General features: G+C 64.7%; 18 protein-coding genes and 2 pseudogenes. 15 read left to right on the forward strand and 5 right to left on the reverse strand.

Annotated features, from left to right (window positions below):
- The first annotated feature begins 1,869 nt into the window (after positions 1 to 1,869).
- From IPP90_20900 to IPP90_20915, 4 genes and pseudogenes are all read left to right on the forward strand, one after another.
- Positions 1,870 to 2,091, forward strand: coding sequence for a hypothetical protein (locus tag IPP90_20900; GenBank protein MBL0173100.1), 222 nt, complete (start codon positions 1,870 to 1,872; stop codon positions 2,089 to 2,091).
- A gap of 82 nt (positions 2,092 to 2,173) precedes the next feature.
- Positions 2,174 to 2,482, forward strand: a complete 309-nt coding sequence (locus IPP90_20905; GenBank protein MBL0173101.1) for a hypothetical protein — start codon at positions 2,174 to 2,176, stop codon at positions 2,480 to 2,482.
- Positions 2,483 to 2,764: 282 nt separating this feature from the next.
- A pseudogene (locus IPP90_20910) lies at positions 2,765 to 3,517 on the forward strand (AIM24 family protein).
- A complete protein-coding gene (locus IPP90_20915; GenBank protein MBL0173102.1) occupies positions 3,514 to 4,407 on the forward strand; it encodes a hypothetical protein in 894 nt (297 codons plus the stop codon). The pseudogene IPP90_20910 and the gene IPP90_20915 overlap by 4 nt, the downstream one beginning before the upstream one ends.
- Positions 4,408 to 4,642: 235 nt before the next feature.
- Here the strand turns inward: IPP90_20915 and IPP90_20920 are convergent, their stop codons facing one another.
- Positions 4,643 to 5,062: a hypothetical protein gene (locus tag IPP90_20920; protein MBL0173103.1), complete on the reverse strand. Its 420-nt coding sequence runs from the start codon at positions 5,060 to 5,062 to the stop codon at positions 4,643 to 4,645.
- Here IPP90_20920 and IPP90_20925 point away from each other — a divergent pair.
- Together IPP90_20925 and IPP90_20930 are read left to right on the forward strand one after the other, a co-directional pair.
- Complete coding sequence (locus IPP90_20925; protein ID MBL0173104.1) at positions 4,947 to 5,243, forward strand: hypothetical protein; 297 nt, start codon at positions 4,947 to 4,949, stop codon at positions 5,241 to 5,243. The genes IPP90_20920 and IPP90_20925 overlap by 116 nt on opposite strands.
- On the forward strand, positions 5,146 to 5,526 hold the full coding sequence (locus tag IPP90_20930) for a hypothetical protein (protein ID MBL0173105.1): 381 nt from the start codon (positions 5,146 to 5,148) through the stop codon (positions 5,524 to 5,526). The genes IPP90_20925 and IPP90_20930 overlap by 98 nt, the downstream gene beginning before the upstream one ends.
- Before the next feature lie 221 nt (positions 5,527 to 5,747).
- On the opposite strand, the pseudogene IPP90_20935 reads toward IPP90_20930, so the two are convergent.
- Positions 5,748 to 6,509: pseudogene (locus tag IPP90_20935) on the reverse strand (superoxide dismutase).
- A 277-nt stretch (positions 6,510 to 6,786) separates the two neighbouring features.
- Complete coding sequence (locus IPP90_20940; GenBank protein MBL0173106.1) at positions 6,787 to 7,269, reverse strand: hypothetical protein; 483 nt, start codon at positions 7,267 to 7,269, stop codon at positions 6,787 to 6,789.
- Positions 7,270 to 7,441: 172 nt separating this feature from the next.
- Here IPP90_20940 and IPP90_20945 point away from each other — a divergent pair, with 172 nt between their 5' ends.
- The 5 genes from IPP90_20945 (at position 7,442) to IPP90_20965 (ending at position 10,146) form a co-directional block, all read left to right on the forward strand.
- On the forward strand, positions 7,442 to 7,798 hold the full coding sequence (locus tag IPP90_20945) for a hypothetical protein (GenBank protein MBL0173107.1): 357 nt from the start codon (positions 7,442 to 7,444) through the stop codon (positions 7,796 to 7,798).
- Positions 7,720 to 8,190 (forward strand): hypothetical protein, encoded by a 471-nt coding sequence (locus tag IPP90_20950; GenBank protein ID MBL0173108.1) that lies wholly within the window; start codon positions 7,720 to 7,722, stop codon positions 8,188 to 8,190. The genes IPP90_20945 and IPP90_20950 overlap by 79 nt, the downstream gene beginning before the upstream one ends.
- A gap of 343 nt (positions 8,191 to 8,533) precedes the next feature.
- Positions 8,534 to 8,887: a hypothetical protein gene (locus IPP90_20955; protein MBL0173109.1), complete on the forward strand. Its 354-nt coding sequence runs from the start codon at positions 8,534 to 8,536 to the stop codon at positions 8,885 to 8,887.
- A 230-nt stretch (positions 8,888 to 9,117) separates the two neighbouring features.
- Positions 9,118 to 9,903, forward strand: a complete 786-nt coding sequence (locus IPP90_20960) for a hypothetical protein (GenBank protein MBL0173110.1) — start codon at positions 9,118 to 9,120, stop codon at positions 9,901 to 9,903.
- 93 nt (positions 9,904 to 9,996) lie between these two features.
- The gene (locus IPP90_20965) at positions 9,997 to 10,146 is read left to right on the forward strand and encodes a hypothetical protein (GenBank protein ID MBL0173111.1); all 150 of its coding nucleotides are present in this window, start codon (positions 9,997 to 9,999) and stop codon (positions 10,144 to 10,146) included.
- An 8-nt stretch (positions 10,147 to 10,154) separates the two neighbouring features.
- On the opposite strand, the gene IPP90_20970 is transcribed toward IPP90_20965, so the two are convergent.
- Together IPP90_20970 and IPP90_20975 are read right to left on the reverse strand one after the other, a co-directional pair.
- On the reverse strand, positions 10,155 to 10,442 hold the full coding sequence (locus IPP90_20970; GenBank protein ID MBL0173112.1) for an ABC transporter permease subunit: 288 nt from the start codon (positions 10,440 to 10,442) through the stop codon (positions 10,155 to 10,157).
- Positions 10,443 to 11,139: 697 nt separating this feature from the next.
- A complete protein-coding gene (locus IPP90_20975; GenBank protein ID MBL0173113.1) occupies positions 11,140 to 12,015 on the reverse strand; it encodes an ABC transporter permease in 876 nt (291 codons plus the stop codon).
- 75 nt (positions 12,016 to 12,090) lie between these two features.
- Here IPP90_20975 and IPP90_20980 point away from each other — a divergent pair, with 75 nt between their 5' ends.
- From IPP90_20980 to IPP90_20995, 4 genes are all read left to right on the forward strand, one after another.
- A complete protein-coding gene (locus IPP90_20980) occupies positions 12,091 to 12,795 on the forward strand; it encodes a hypothetical protein (GenBank protein ID MBL0173114.1) in 705 nt (234 codons plus the stop codon).
- Positions 12,746 to 13,609 (forward strand): ABC transporter substrate-binding protein, encoded by an 864-nt coding sequence (locus tag IPP90_20985; protein MBL0173115.1) that lies wholly within the window; start codon positions 12,746 to 12,748, stop codon positions 13,607 to 13,609. Before IPP90_20980 ends, IPP90_20985 begins: the two co-directional genes overlap by 50 nt.
- Positions 13,610 to 13,658: 49 nt before the next feature.
- Positions 13,659 to 16,583, forward strand: a complete 2,925-nt coding sequence (locus tag IPP90_20990) for a heparinase II/III family protein (protein MBL0173116.1) — start codon at positions 13,659 to 13,661, stop codon at positions 16,581 to 16,583.
- Between the two features lie 103 nt (positions 16,584 to 16,686).
- A partial coding sequence (locus IPP90_20995) for an RNA methyltransferase (GenBank protein MBL0173117.1) occupies positions 16,687 to 16,948 on the forward strand: 262 nt, incomplete at its 3' end.

Raw genomic sequence — 16,948 nt, forward strand, 5'->3', positions numbered from 1 at the left:
CGATTTCGCCGCGCAGTTTTCCGCCGCCGCCCTGGTCAGGACCGACAGCCGCCCCTTGGTGTTCACCGCGTATGCGTCGCGCACCGACGTCGAACGCGCACCGGTCCCATCAGGGCGCTCAGCAGCGCCGCCCCACCGCAACGGCATGGGGATCGTCGAGCGGTCGCCGATGGGATCGTGACCCGCGTACCTGCGGTACGCTCGTATCGTCTGGCGCGAAATGGCGGTCGCTATCTCGCCTATCTCTTGGAAGACACCGGCGCAGCTGACCGGGGCAGAACAATTGCCGCGCCGGCGACGGGACCAGGCGGTCCGTGACAGCGGCTGCACGTCCCGCCACGCCTCGGCAGGAGACCGGCCCGACACTCGTGTTGCGCGAGCAACACCACCGGCACCGAGGTGCGCATCGATGAGGTGACCAACTACACTTTTGACGAGAACGAAGTGGTTGGGCTATGCCGAAACCACGCGCGACGGCAGGAGATGGCGCCTGTCAAATCCGCCTACTCACCGGTGGCGCGGTGCAAAACGCTGCTCGCCGGACGCGCCTCGTATCGTGGTTTCGCGTTCGATCGCAAAGGCGAACAGGTGGTGTTTCTGTCCGACGTGGGCGACAGCCCGTCTCGCCCCAGGATTCTCGGTAATATCCACGCGTCGTTGGTGCTGACCAAAGGGCAAACCAGCCCCGATTGCGGCATAGCAGGATTGTTGCCGGGACGGAAGCGCCGGAGGAGTGTTAAGTGCCGAGCGTGGTCGGGTGGATTTCACGCGCGAAGAAGGCAATGCCGTGCTGTTCGCGCGCTTTGGCGAATGTGCCGATGGACTCCATTCCGACCGACTCGCTGGCCGAGCGAGGCCATCTACGATCTGTGGCACTGGCGGGACACCAAGATCCAGCCGCAACACGAGCTTGACGCGGCGCGCGATCGCAATCGCCCGTACCTCGCCAAATCTACTGCCTGTCGACCAGCAGGTGGACGCGATTGACGAACGATTCGTTGCAGGTCACGCTTCAGCGCGATGATGCGAAGCGCGCGCTCTGCGTGAACAGCGTCGACCCCCCCATGTTCCGCAGTTCTGGGGTAGGCGAGGTGCCGATGTGTACCTGATCGATCCGATGACCATTACCAAGACGCACAATTAACCCACGAAGAAGCTGCGTGGTCGGGCACAACTGTCGCCCGGCGGGAGTTACGTCACGTGGTTTGATGACGGGCGAGTGGTACGCGTACGCCCCGGCCCACCGGCAGGAAGGTCAATCTGACCGCACGCGGCCATCTCAGGCGTGAAGTTTCAGGACGAGATTCGATTCCCCGACATTCCGCCGCCATATGGGTTGGGCGGATGGACCCACCGGCGACAAGCCGGGTGCTGGTGTACGATCGATTCGATGTGTGCCCACTCGATCCGTCCGGCATGGTCGCGGCGAAACTCCACCGATGGCGAGGTCGACGGGCTGTGGTATTTCGAGTGATCAGCTGGGATCGAGGAGGATCGATTCCTCGATCCGGCAGGCCGAAAATACTGCTGCGCGCCGTGGATTCGTTGACGAAGGCCTCAGGCTTCTATCAGGATCTGCTGGCGTGGACAGCAAACCGGAGCGCATCGTTATGGCGGATCGGAATTTCAGCAACCCGCAGAAGGCGCGGAACGCTGAGCAGTATCTGATCACGCAGTCCGCGTATCGGAATTCCCGGACCTGAGACAGGCGGTTCGCTGACCGGCACGTCAGCAGAGATCTCAAACGCCAATCCGCAGGAGTCACCCAGTATCCCCGAGGCACAGTGGAACTGGTGTCGTGGCTCAACAGCGATGTAATTTCCGCTGCGCGCCCCGGGTTGCTGCTTCAAACCGGAGAATTTCGATGGCGTGAAGCAGTGGCCGATGGTGGTCTACTTCTACGAAAAGCTCACCGACGGACTGCGCACACGGCCTGTATGGCGCCGACAGGACGCAATGTGGTGGTCCACGCAAGTCTACAACGCGCGCCCGGCTACCTCGTGTTTCGAACCGGATATCATCTACACCGACGGCCGGGGCGGTCTGAGCGCGGCGAAAGCCATCATTTCCGGGCGTGCAGGCGCTGATTAGCCAAAGAGCTTCGTCGATCGAAGCGCGGCTGGCATCACGGAAGCCAGTCGTGGGGCGGCTATCAGTCGGCGTATCAGTTACCGTGACGAACGTGTTTCGCGGCAGCCGTGCCCGGCGCGACCATGTGAACATGACCAGCGCCTACAGCGGCATTCGTTGCAGGGGTCAGGGCGCAGCGCGCGTTCCAGTACGAGCACACGCAGAGTCGCATTGGCGGGTCCCATGGGGAGTTCCCGAGCGGTTTGTCGAGAACTCGCCCCTGTTCCGCACGGATCGCGTGACAACCCCCGTGCTGTTCATGGCCAACGACAACGATGGCGCGGTGCCTTGGTATCAGGGAATCGAGTTCTACGTGGGGATGCGTCGCCTGCAGAAGGAGGCGTGCTGGTGACGTACAATGGTGATGACCACAACCCGACCAAGCGCGCCAACCAGAAGGACATCGACAAAGAAGATGCAGGAGTTCTTTGGCGACGAAACTTCAGGGGCTCCCCGCGTCATGGATGGTGCGCGGCATTCCGTTCCTGGAGAGAGGCCGGGATCAGGTGAGCCAACGACCACTCCGCCACGGGCACCACGAACGTGGGCGGACCCGGAGGCAACTGATGGCGGCGGACGAGATCGACTACCAGATGATCATTGGCGATGACCTGCAGGCGGTGATCATCACGCTGAGCCTGGCGAGGCGGTGTACGCCGAAGCCGGCGGCATGATGTTCGTGCACGAAGGCATCACGATGGCCACCACGCTCGACCCGAACGCCAAGAGCGGGTCGATGTTCGACAAGCTGATCGGCGCGGGCAAGCGCGTCCTGTCGGGCGATTCGTTTTTGTCACATTGTTCGGGAACAGTGGCGCGCGGCGACCAGACGTGGCGTTTGCCGCGCCCTATCGGGCAAGATCGTTCCGCTGAACTAGGCGACTGGGGCGGCACGGTGATGGCGCAGAAGGACTGCTTTCCCTGCGCGCGCGCGGCATCGACATCACGGTGGCCTTCACGCAAGATCGGAGCCGGATTCTTTGGAGGCGAAGGGTTCATCCTGCAGAAACTGCAGGGCGACGGACTCGCGTTCCCTGCATGCGTCGGGCACGTTGCACGCCATCGATCTGGCCGCCGGCGAGAAGCTCGCGTCGATACCGGCTGCCAGTCGCGTTTCAGCCGACGGACGTCGACATCCGGCGCGCGCCCGGGATCAAGACCGCACTGTTCGGTGGCGAAGGGTTGTTCTTTCGTGCAGCGGACGGGGCCAGGTCGTGTAATCCTGCAGACGTTGCCGTTCTCTCGGCTGGCCGAACCGCAACATCTCCGTGCGCGCCGCTCGCTGGTGGCAGCCGACGCGAGGAAGGATCGGTCCTGGGCTTTGGGCGGCCTGCTGCGGCGATCGGTAAGCCTGCCGGGTGCCCGCCCGGTTATCCGATTAAGGTGAACCAGCAGCGGCACGTGGTGGAGGAGATCGTCAAGTTCGGCAAGACGCATGGCGTGGCATTCGAGTGCGGGTCCGAGCCGGAATCGCAGAGCCGTGCTGGGACTGTCGGAAACCACCGAGCATCTCATTGTCTCCAACGGTTACAAGGATCGCGAGTTCATGCGCTGGCCCTCATGGGCCAGAAGCTTGGCCACCGCGTGTTCATCGTGCTGGAGCAGTTCAGCGAACTCCGATGTGCTGGGGTCGCCGCCGACCTGGATGTCACACCCGTGTGCGGCGTGCGCATCAAGCTGGCCAGCGAAGGCGCAGGACGGTGGGCCCAGAGTGGCAGCGAGAAGAGCAAGTTCGGTCTCAGTTTCGGCCGAGTTGATCAAGCTCACCGGTCGGCTGCAGGCGGAAGGCCGTCTCGACATCCTCGAAGCTCGTCCACTTCCATCTGGGCAGCCGATCACCGACATTCGTTTCATCAAGTCGGGACTGCAAAGTGGCGAGATTCTACCTCGAAATGCGCCGTTTGGGCGTGGATATCACTCACGTGGATGTGGGCGGCGGCCTCGGGGATCGACTACGACAACACGAACTCCACGAACAACGCGAGCGTCAACTACTCACTCCGGGAGTACGCGAACGATGTGATTTACACGATCGCGGAAGCGTGTCGCGACGCCGAACTGCCGATGCCGCACATTATCAGCGAGTCCGGTCGGGCGTTGACGGCGCACCACGCGCTGCTGCTGGTGAAGGTCATTGATGTCGAGTCGCTGGTCGAACAACCGATACCGCCACTGACCGACGACGATCACTCGCTGTTGCACGAGATGTTCGAGGACTGGCGCACCATCACCGAGCGCGGCGCCAAGCCACGCAAGGTGCTCGAGGTGTTTCCATGACGCATCGTTGACAAGGATCGCGCGCGCCAGTACTTCAACAGTGGCGTGCTGGATTTGCGTGGACTGGCCAAGGCCGGAAGTCGTGGCTGGCGACGATGAACGCGATCTACCGCATTTGCGCCGCCGATGCGGACACCTTTGAGGATGTGTTGCCGGAACTGGAGGCGGTGCTGGTTGACCGCTACTTCTGCAACTTCTCGCTGTTCCAGTCGCTGCCGGACAGTTGGGCCATCGATCAGCTGTTCCCATCATGCCCATCCACCGGCTTGACCGAAGAGCCGCTGCGTCGCGGCACGTTGCAGGACGTCACCTGCGACTCGATGGCAAGATCGACCGATTCGTGCGGCGACAAGAAGGTCGCCCCAGCCTTGAGCTGCATGAGTTCCGGGATGGCGAGGACTATATCCTTGGCATCTTCCTGACGGGGCTGTACCAGGAGATCCTGGGCGATCTGCACAACCTGTTTGGCGACACCAACGCCGTGCATGTCTGTCTCAACGATCAAGGCAGCTACGAGATTACCGACCTTGTAGAAGGCGATGGTGACCGAGGTTCTGAGCTGCGCGCAGTTCGGCGCGTCGCAACTCCTGGCGACGTTCCGGCGTAAGGTGAACGCGACATCGTCGTTGTCACGCGAGGAGGCGAACGCTTTCATCGCGGATTACGTCGCCGGGCTGAAGGGTACACGTACCTGGAAGGCGAAGCGGCGCGGTAGCAGACATTCCAACGGAGGCAGTGGTGACGACGAGTCCAGAGGGGTCCCTTGCGGCACCGAAACAGGGTGGCATGTTCGAGGATCCGATCGAGGTGCTCATGCGCCGTCGAAGGTGTTTTGATCGAACGCGGGCGATCAAGGCGGGCAAGTATGCGCTCGTGACCGCAATTGTCGCGGCCATTGTGGTCGTGGCGACGAAGAACCTGTTGCAGCCGTGGTTCGATGCGCAGGCCGATCTGACTATCAAGATGGCCGCCGCGAAGGGCCGACCGATGCCGGAAGCGATGACGTCCGGTATCCGTGCGTCGACGGCTGGAGTATCGTGCTTGCTTCTTGGCGCCGTTGGTGACGCTGATCGGACCGTATCTCAATGCGATCCTGATCCCGGATTGGTGCCAAGCTAATGAAGGCCCCACTGACGTATGCGCAGGCTGCGACCGTCGCCGTCTTGGGCGGCGTGCCACGCCTCCTGTCCTGGGTCGGTGATGCCCGTGCAGGCCATCCTGGCCGACGGCGCGTCCGCAAAGCCTGATGGACTTGTCGCTGAGTCCGGCGCGATTCGTCGATCCGATGACCATGCCACCGGCGGTACTTGGCCCTGCTCGGGAATCTGGACGTGTTCCGCCTATGGCAGTTGGCGCTCACCGCGATTGGTGTGGCCGTCGTGGCGCGCGTGTCGAAGGGCACCGGCATCGTGGTGGCGCTCATCGTGTTCGGCATCAGCGCGATTCTGCAATTGGCGCCATCGGCGCTCATGGTAGCGTCCCGTCGTGACGGGATAACCCGCGGGCCCGGCATTTCGCCGGGCCCCCCGGCACATCATCGCGTCGTCGCGCCCTACTTCGGCGTCGTAGCGTTTGGCGACTTCCGCCCAGTTCAAGCCACGTTCCAGAATGCCCCCCAAGGTAATCGGCGCGACGATTCTGGTACTTCTGAGGTTGTACGCATGCTCCACACGTCCACGCCGAGGATCGCGTGCTTGCCGTCCATGAGCGGATTGTCCTGATTGGGCGTGCTCATGATGGACAGGGCACCGTTGGTGGAAACCAACCAGGCCCACCCTGATCCGGAAACACCCGATGCCGGCCGCCGGAACTGCTCCTTGAACGTGGCGAATGAACCAAACGGTTTGTGGTAATCGCGTCCGCCACCGCTCCGGTGGGCTCGCCCCCGGCGTTCGGCGCCATCAACTGCCAGAACAACGAGTGATTCCAGTGTCCGCCGCCGTTGTTGCGCACGGCCGTTCGCACCGCTTCTGGAACCTCGGTGATCTTGCGGCAGAGATCATCAAGTGACCAGCCGGCGAGCTCGGGGGCCTTGTCGATCGCCGCGTTCGGTTGGAGTGCTTGACATACGCCTGGTGGTGCTTGCCGTGGTGGATCTGCATGGTCTGCAGGTCGATGTGCGGCTCGAGCGCCTCGGGGGCGTAGGGGCAGGGACGGAAGCGTGTGGGGCCATGGTATGGGCTCTCAATGATTGAAGGTGAGTCGTGCGGCGTTACAGAAATGACTATCGGGCAGACTTCTTGGCGCGTTCGCGAAACCAACTGACGATACCCTAGGCAGAATCGAGAGAAAGATGACGACCTGGAATCACTTTCTCGATGTGCCGCGCCACCCCCGGAAGGAATCGTCCGAGCAGGAAAACTGGTAAGCAGCATGCGCTCAGATCCAGGCGATGGCGCCAATCACATTGTAGGTCACGAAAGAGCGGTAGGACATTTCGCCTACCGCCACGACCGGGACGAAGGTGCGCACGATCGGCGCGAACTGCGCCATGATAATGGTCTTGCCACCGTGTTTCTCGTAGAACGCATGCGCGCAGCAGATGCGCCTTGTTGAACAGCAGGCTGTCCTCGCGCGCGTGAAGATGGGGGACCGGCGGCTTGCCGATCTGGTACCCACGGAGTTGCCCATTAAATGGCGGCAACATTCAAGATAGCACCCAGCAGCCACACGTTCAGGCCGAAATCGGCCTGCGATGCGCAGGCCCGCCGTCACCAGGGGAGTGAATCGCCGGGGAGGAAGAACCCGACCAGCAGGCCCGTCTCTGCTGAAGATGATGATGGTCAGTCCGACGTAGCCGGCCCACTGGACCAGCGCGGGCAAATCACGAAGACGGTTGAAGAACTCTGAGAGCAGCCGCACGAGGTGAGGTTTGAAAGGCGCGGGTGGCAGGTGTTCGGCCCCCGATCGACCTGGGATCCCCTGGGCATCCGCGGGAAGCAGACAGAAAGGTCGACGGGTCACGCTGCGGGGTCAACTGCGGTAACCTTGAAGTGCCAGTGCACGAGACGCCACCGCCCCCGAACGCACGACTGTGGTCGATGCCAGCGGCACCGAGCGCCCTTGGTCCGTGCACGTGGTGGCGCACACGCACTGGGATCGCGAATGGTATCATTCGGCCGAACGGTTCCAGGCGCGGCTGGTGGCGTTGATCGACGCGCTGCTCGATGGTCAGCCCGACTCCGCTGCGCCATTCCTGCTGGATGGCCAGACGATTGTGCTCGCGGACTATCTCGCCGTGAAGCCGGAGCGGTCGGGCGATGTCGCACGCGCGCTGATGTCCGGGCGCTGGAAACGGGTCCGTGGGTGTGTTTGCCGACAACCTCATCCCCTCCCGCCGAAGCGGTCATCCGCAATCTTGAGGCAGGACGAGCGGTGCTGGCCCGCCTGAACGCGACGGCGCCGCGCGTCGCCTATTGCCCGGATACGTTTGGCCATCCTTCGGCGCTGCCCGCCAGTGCGCAGGGCTTTGGTTTCGTCACGGCCATTGTGTGGCGAGGATCCGGTGGTCGATCGCACCCAGCGGTGGACACGGCATGGTCGGGTCGGCCCCGACAGCAGCCGAGTGCTGCTGTAACATCTCCCGCCCGATGGATGCGAGAGTTCGGCAGCGCACTCACCCCACCGCGCCGGACGCGGTCGCGGAACGCTGGCGTCACGTGGCATCGACCATGCGGCCGCGAAATCAGACCGACGTGTCGTTGCTGCTCACCGGTGCCGATCACCATGCCCGGTCTCCCCACCTTTCGCAGGCGATTGCCCAGTTGCACGGGGTGCGGCTGAGGAGGGACGGTGCACGGTCGAGCGAAACGGGCTCGCACGCGCGCGTCGGACGAACTCGTTCAGGCCGCGATCCGGTACGAGGAGCATGGAGGGGTGCTGCCCGTGGTGCGGGGAACTGCGCGACAGCTACGGCTATACCTGGACACTACAGGGGCACGCTGGCCACTCGGGCGCATCGCAAGCGCCCGCAACGCGCCAACTGGAACGTGCGCTGGTGCGGGACGTGGAACCATGGACGGCTGGCCTGGCTGAACGCCGGTCACGGCGCATTTCGTCTCGGCCGATGGATCACTGACGCTGGCACAACTCCCGGCGCTCGTGGCGCACACCACAGGAGATGTTGTTGCGCACGCATCCGCACGACACGCTGTGCGGATGTTCGATTGATGCGGTCGCCGCAGCGGTGGCCACGCGCCAACGTGCGGTGGCCGACGCCGCACTGGAACTGCGCGACGCGGCGCTGGCCTGCGCGCTCGCGCACGATCGAGTCGCCGCACGACGGTCCAGTCGCCGTGTCACCCCTCGACCGTTGTGCGAAACCGGGGCGCGCGCGCGCGGCGGCATGGCGGAATTGCGTGTCACCGGAGACGCTGGGCGATGTGTCCGTGGGTCCGGGCAGCGCTGGCGCACCGCCGGTCGTCATCCCGGACGGGCACCGCAGGCCACTGCTGGCAACTGCCGTGCAGCGACTGCGTGAACACGTGACGCACGCACGTCGTGAGTCGCCGCAGCACCACCCGGACACTGATCTTGTGCGCGTGCAACTGGTGGCATGGATGCCGAGTCGTCCCGGCATTCGGTGCGTGTCCGTGGACCCACCGACGATGCGCTGCCGGTGACGCCTGCACCGGTGGTGGTGCGCGAAACGCCCGCGGACGGTGTTGAACTGGACAATGGCCGACTGCGGATCATGGCGTCGTCGCAGGGGTGTCCATTGCCAGTGGCGCTCGACGTCTCGACGACGTGCTGGGGCTGGAGACAACGGTCGACCTTGGTGACAGCTACACGCCATCGCTCCGCGGGTCCCCGGAGTTGCTGCGGCTTCACACCGTGCGCCTCGGGGTCCAAGGTCCGCGCGCGCCAGCGTGCTACTGCACTGGCTCGGCGCCATGGCCGCGAGAGCAGGTGCGCGTCTCGACGGAGATCATCCTCGACGCCGGTGCCTCGCACGTGCGGTGCGACGTGCGCGGATGGAATCCGGCGCAATCATCGACTCCAACTGGTGTGGCGCACCGACGTCCCGGTGCCGCGCGCGTCACGGCGGACGCGCCTTCCGGCCGGTTGCGTACCAGCACGGCGGCAGTCCCCGATGCGCTCCCGTTTGAGATGCCGGCGTCACCATGCCGCTGCACCGATGGCTGTCGGCGCAGGACGACGATCGGGGGCGTGACGCTGATCTCCGACGGATTGTGCGAGGGCGACCCGGGCGGTCATCGATTGGTTGTGACGCTGGTGCGCGCCATCGGTGAACTCTCGCGCGCCGAATTGCCGGAGCGGCTAGGTGATGCGGGATGGCCCAGTGCGATTCCCGCTGCGCAATGTCAGGTCGCTTTGCCGCGCGGGTCGGATTGCTGCTCCATGGCCCATGGACTGATGCGACACTGGATGATGTCGAGGAGACGGCGGAGACGGTGCTGTTGCCACTGGTTGGCGAGAGCTGGCGTGACCTCGCCGGGACCACGGGTGCTCGCAGGACCGACACCTTGCCGGTGACGGATTGGTGGCGTCCGCAGTGTGCCTTAGCACCAGCGGGGAATCACTGATTCTGCGTGCCACGAACGCCGCGTCGCGCGCGGGGTGTGGGGTATGGACATTGCCCGGCAACGCGGCGTGGCGGTTCCGACGCTGTCGAATGGATGGAACGCCAATGGGCGATTGGACGCGTCGCGCGGTGCATACCGTTTCGACGCGCGATCGCGCGAGGTGGTGACGCTTGAGGTGCAGCGCGACTACTGAGTGTCTGTTCAACGCGCCGATGACGATCCACGCGCCCCCTGACAGGCATCACCGATCAGTGTGCACGACACGACCGTGACGATCAGCAGCAGTCCGGGGGCCAGCGCGATCCATGGGGCAACGAGCAGCCATTCTCGTCCTCCCGCGATCATGTTCCCCCAACTCGGCGCCGGCGGTTGGATGCCAAGTCCGAGAAAAGACAGCCCGCTCTCCAGCAGGATCGCGTTGCCCACCCCAAGGGTGATCGCCACCACCGTACTACCCAGCGAATTGGGCAGCACGTGACGCCAGAGCACTCGGTTTGACCGGACGCCAAGCGCCGAAGGCCCCTTCCGCGTACGGCAGCACGCGAACTCGCAACACTTCGGCTCGCACCAGCCGCATGATGACAGACATCCACCCGGTCAACGCGAGCACCGACACCACGACGCCAAGACCGGGTCCCCAGAGAGCGGCAGTCACCAGCAGCAACACCAGCCGGCACCGCAAGCAGTGCGTCGCCAAATGCCAGGATCACCCGCTCCGTGAGTCCCCGATGCCACGCCGCGATCGCCCCCAACAGCACGCCGATGGCGCCGGCCAGCAAGGACCCGATGACACCGACACTCAACGAAATGCGGGCCGCGAGCCAGAGACGTACGGTGACATCGCGGCCGAAGGCGTCGGTGCCAAGGAGGTGCCACTGACCCAGTCCATCGCGCGACAACGGCGGCGTCAATCGACGCGCCAGCACGTCGGTGATGGCGTTTGGATCACGCGCGTTGCGAACCAGCCGCCACAAGCGCTGCAACGCCGAGGACGATGAGCAGGCTGACGCCCACGCGGAAGCGCGGGTCACGCCGTACGGATCGGTCGGTCGGATCGCGATGGGACGACATGGTGCGCCTCATGGTGATTCGGCCGCGTCGCGTACTGATCGTTGCCGCGGATCGAGGCGAAGCAGGATCAGATCGGCCACAAGATTGGCCGCAATCACCGCCGTCGTCGCGTAGATCAGGGTGAGGCCAAGCTCGCCGTCAGCAAGGTCCGGCCGAGTCCCGGCCAGGCGAATACCTGTTCGACGAACACCGAACCAGCAATCACGCCGGGAAGGGTCAGACCGAACAACACGACGAGGGGTGTCAGTGCGGTGCGAAGGACATACCGTCGTTCAATGCGCGCCCGGGAAAGGCCACGCGCCGCGGCAGCCATGACCTGCGGTGCGCGCGATGCCTCGAGCATCGCGTGACGCGCATACCGCGCGACGCCGGCAGCTCCCGGAAGGACCAGCACCGTCAGCGGCAACACCGCGTGACGCGCGACGTCGCGCCAGCGCTCGAAGCCCTCGGCCAGTCCAGCCGGCGATTCCACGCCAAAGGCCGGCAATCGCAACCAGAGCGGCACGCCGACAGCGGACGCGCCGGATGTGGCCAGCACCACCAGCGCCAATGCCAGCCAGAAACTGGGCGCGCCGTAGAGAACGGTACTGAGCACCGTGACGGTCGTGTCCCCCCGAGGGCCGGCGCGGAGGGCCTGCCACCCGCCGATCATCACGCCGATCGCGAAACTGAAGAGCAGAGAGAGGCCGCCCAATGCCAAGGACAGTGGCAGTGCCTCGGCGATTACCGCGCTGACCGGTCGAGCCGTGGAGAGACTCATTCCCAGGTCACCGCGCAGCACGGCGCCCATCCATTGCACATATTGCGCGGGCATCGACGCGTCGAGGCCGATGCGCGCACGCTCCCGTGCGATGTCGTCGGCCGTGGCCGTTGGTGCCACCAGCAGCGTCGCCGGATCACCCGGCGCCAGATGAATCAGCGCAAAGGTGAGGCTCGTGACCAGCCAGAGCAGCACGAAGGCATCGAGGAAGCGAATGACGAAGCGGCGCACGCGAGGATGATGCGGGCGGAATCCCACACGTCAACCCATAGCGGGCCTCGGCCTTGGGTAGAGAGGACGTCCGGTTTGGGGTCACGAGCCCTGCGCCTCCTGCGCGTGGCACTCCCGTGGACCCTGTCGGTGGTCGCCAGCTGCGGCGTCCCACCGCGGGCGACCGATACCGTGGTCATGGCGTCCGGCACCGACCTGGAATCCGGCAATCCGCTGCTGACCGTGCACTCGCTGACCCGGCAGATCCAGCGGCATGCGCTCTTTGTGACGTTGGTGCGCTTCGATTCCGTCTTTCAGCCGATCCCGTATTACGCCCGTGCGTGGGAGTGGGACGTGCCACATCGGGTGCTCACCGTGCGACTCGTCGGCGACCTGACCTGGCATGACGGCGTGCCGACCACGGCCAATGATGTGCGCTTCACGTTTGATGCGGCGCGCGACCCGTTGGTCGGCTCCCCCCGCGCTGGAGACTTGTCGGTCCTCGACTCCACGCACGTCGTCTCCGACAGTGTGATCCACTTGCATTTCCAACGTGTCGCAGTGGCGTTTGCCCAATGTGCTGGCCGAACTGCCGTTGGTGCCCCGTCACCTGCTCGATACAGTCCCACGCACCTCGTGGCGTCGTGCCGCATTCTCCGTGACACCCGTTGGCAACGGTCCATTTCGCTTTGTCGATCGGGCGGCGGGACGCCGCTGGCGCTTTGTGCGAAACGACCGGTTTCCGGTCGCGATGGGCGGCCCGCCCCTCCTGTCCGGGATTGTCGTTGCCGTGGTGGATGAAGCGGCGACGAAATTTGCCGGGTTGGTGAGCGGGGATCTGGATATTGCCGGTATCTCGCCCACGATGGCGCATCTCGTGCGCAACGATCCAATGCTGACATTGGTGACACCGCCCGCTTTGTTCAGCAACGTGCTGGCATTCAATACGACGCGTTCACCGTTCGATGATCGTCGGGTGCGCCTGGCGGTTTCGCTTGCCATCGATCGCCGCCGGCTCGTTCAGGCGGCTGTGGCGGGTTACGCCACGCCCAGCGGGAGTGCGATTCCTCCCGGCTTGCCGATGTCTGGCAGCGCACCGCCGCCACTCGACACCTCGCGCGCTGATTCGCTCCTGGAGGCGGCCGGCTGGCGACGCGGGGCACGAGGCGCGCGCGAGCGAGACGGCACGCCTCTGCGTGTGGAACTGTTGACGGTGGGCAGCGGTGACATGGCCATCGAACAACTGCTGCAAGCCGATCTCGCCGCCCGCGGCATTGCGCTCAAGATCCGAGTGGCCGAGCTGACCACATTCCTGAGTACGGTGCGCGCGCCGCAGAAGATGTACGATGTGGCGTTGACCGGAATACCTGCGGATATCGGTCTCGGGCAATTGGTGGCGCTCTTTTCGTCCACGCAACGGGGAGGGGCAATGGACTACACGGGATTTCATGAACCTGCCCTCGATCGGGCGCTGCAGCTGGCTCGCGGCGCGTCCGTCACCAGTGCACGTGAACAGTGGGCGGCGGTCGATGCGATGCTGTCGGAGGAAGCGCCGGTCGTCTGGTTGTACCATGCGCGCGGGGTGCAAGGTCTCTCCAGACGACTGCAGCAGTGACCATGGACTTGCGCGGAGAATTGGTCACCATTGCGCGCTGGACACGCCGGTGAAGACGCCAGGCGTGCGTCTGCTGCCGTTTGATCTCGACGCTCGGCGCGCGCTGGTGCGGTCCGACGTTGCGGCCGAGCACGCACCCTTTGCGGTACTCGCGGACAGTCTGCAACAGGACCTCGAGCCGCTCATCGATGCGCCGCTGCCGATTCCCGGGCACAAGGCGCGGCTGACGCGGTACGGCGGCCGGTGTCCGTCCCACGGGGTGTTTCTTGATTTTGATCCGTGGATGCCGCACGACCATTGGTGTGCAATGTGCAACAGTGCATATCAGGGGCGGATCCATGATGACTGGTGGGCGATGGGTGCGCAGCTGTGGACGGCCGAGCGTGCAGTGCACGCCGCATCATTGTTTGTCTTGCGCGGGGACGTGCGCCATGCGACGCTGGCCGCGCGCATACTGCGCACCTACTACGAACGTTACGATAGCTGGCCCAACCGCGATAACGTGCTGGGACCGACTCGACCGTTTTTCAGCACATATCTCGAGTCGATTTGGCTGATCAACCTCTGCCACGCGCTTTCGCTGCTGGAAGGGCGAACCGATCAGTGGACCGCCGGTGACGGCGCGGCAATGCGCGATCGCTTGCTGGCGCCGAGTGCCTCGTTGATTGCCAGTTACCACGAAGGCGGCTCCAACCGTCAGGTGTGGAACGAAGTCGCCATCGGTTCGGCGTGGTGCCTGCTGGACCGCGCCGATGACGTGCGACGTCGTCTGGACCGCGAAGGCGGGGTGCGCTGGCAGATTGCCAATGGGCTCGATGACGCGGGCTCGTGGTATGAAGGTGAGAACTACCACCTGTTTGCGCATCGCGGCCTGTGGTATGGCGTGCAACTCATGCGTGTGCTCGATGAACCGATGTCCGACGCACTCAACGAACGGTTTTCGGCGGGTTTCGTGGCGCCGTTCGCCGGTGTGCTTCCCGATGACACCTTCCCATCGCGCCGCGATTCCCAGTACGCCAGCAGCATCCGCCAGTGGCGCACTGCTGAATGGTGCGAACTGGGCTGGGCACACACGCATGACCGCCGATTGGCGGGTGTGTTATCGCGCCTGTATGACGGAACGTGCACGCGCCGCGAGACGGGTCGATGGCGGTCCACGGCCGACGCTGAGCGGAACACCCCCGCATCGGCGCTGACGCGGGCGGACTTGTCGTGGCGGGCGCTGCTGATGGCCGACGGCCCACCTCCACCCAACCTGACGATGCCGGTGGAAAGCGTGTGCCTGCCGGCACAAGGACTCGCGGTGATTCGTCGTGACGCGGGCCGTGTGTATGTGGCGCTCGAGGGTGGCCAACTGGGTGGCGGGCACGGTCACCCCGATCAGTTGGCGCTGACACTGCAAACCGGCCCCGCGCGGTGGCTCGACGATCCGGGCACTGGCAGCTATGTGGAGGCCGAGTTGCACTGGTATCGCAGCACATTGGCGCATGCCGCGCCGCTTTTCGATCGCTCGTCGCAACGGCCGGTGTCGGCGCAGTTGCTGGCGTTCGAGGATCAGGGCGACGTCGCGTGGATGATGAAGCGTGTGGATGGCATCGCGGACGGTGTGCAGGTAGATCGCACCATCGTCGTGGCCGACGGATATCTGGTGGACGTGGTGGAGTGGACGTCGGACGAGCCGCATTCCTTCGAATTGCCCATCGCCGGACGCGCGGATCTGGTGGCCCCCCTCGACGAACGATTTGCATCGGCCACGCCGTCCGACGTTCGCCACGACGCGGTCGAGGTGTTCCTGGGCCAGCTCGTAATGCAACCGTTGAACGAGCCGTTGGTGCTGCGGCCGTATGCGAGCTACGCGGATCCGGATCGTCGTGGTGACGCGCTTCGGGCGACATCGACCGAGTCTGTGCGCGGCGACTGCGCGCAGGCGTGGTACGTGGTTCACGGATCGTGTATTTCGACCAGAGAGTCCGCCTATCTGATGCGTTCACTTGTGCCCGCGGCACCGTGGCACGGAATGACTGACCGTCACTGGATTTATGGATACGGTGCACACGGTCGCGTCATCGGAATATGGAGCTGGCCGTCCGAACGGTGGCCGGAGGGCCGCGTGTTGTCGGTCCACCTGACACCGGACACAACGCCGTGCGTGGCTGTTGTCACGCGCGACGGCGTGACCGAAGCGCATGGGCGTGACGAGGCCGGCTGGCACATCGCGTCGGACGATGGGCCTTCGCGTCGGGCATACCACCTTGGCGGATTTCGACCACCTCCGACGCCCGATGGCAAGGGCGACATCGCCCCGGTGACGGCTCGCTGCGACATCGTAGTGCCGTTGGTGGCGGAGCTCCCCGACGACCAATTGGCCGGCACGCGCATCGACGGCGCGCACCGCATTGAACTTGGCGAGGCGCACTATGTCCAAACGGAATCCTCGTGGTCGGACGTCGGACGGCCGTCGGCATCGGTGCAACTGTGTGCGACCGCGGACTGGCTGGTTGTCGACGTGCTTGCCCGTACCGGGTCGGTAACCACGGGGGTGCCGGATCTGTTGGGGCGACTGGACAATGAGGTGCCGTACGTCAATGCCGACGGACTCCAGTGGTACATGGCACGAGCCGATGTGCCGGCCTCGCCGGCGCGCGGATGGCATGCCGCGGCGCTTCACGTTCCCAGCGCCGATCCTGCCTTGCGAGCGCTGGGGACGGCGATTCGTATCGCGGGTTCCGTGGAATCGGTGCAGGCCTCGTGGCGGGAGATGCCGGAGGGGTGGGCCATGCGTCTGCGCTGGGACCGCGCCACGTTGCCGTTGGACGCCGACGGCGCGCTGTTCTTCGAGTTGGTGATCAATGAACGTCCGCCGGATCGGGAACGTCGGCGCGGACAGCTCGTCCTCAGCGGCGGCGGCGGATTTGGCTACCTCATGGGCGATCGCCGCCCAACCAATCGCTTTGTTCGCCTGAAAATGTCATGAGACGCTGCCGAGACGACGCTGCGCTGACGCCATGGCGCTATTCTTCACCAGCTCCACGACGCCGCCCGCGTGGTGGATTTGAAACCGCTTTCGACTGGCCTGGATGTCTGACTCTCTCTTGACGGCCGTCACGGTCGTGCTGTACGAATCGCAAGATCCGATCAACATCGGCGCCGTCGTGCGCGCTATGAAGAATATGGGCGTCTGGGACCTGCGCCTGATTCGTCCGTGTCGGTACGAGCCGAATCGCCTCGAACAGATCGCGCACGATACGCGGGATCTCGTCGAGCGCATCAGGCACTTCGACACCATTGACGAAGCGTTGTCCGACTGTGTGCGGGTGGTGGCGTTCTCCGGTCGCCGCC

It is taken from the genome of Gemmatimonadaceae bacterium, from assembly GCA_016720905.1.
GTDB lineage: Bacteria > Gemmatimonadota > Gemmatimonadetes > Gemmatimonadales > Gemmatimonadaceae > Gemmatimonas.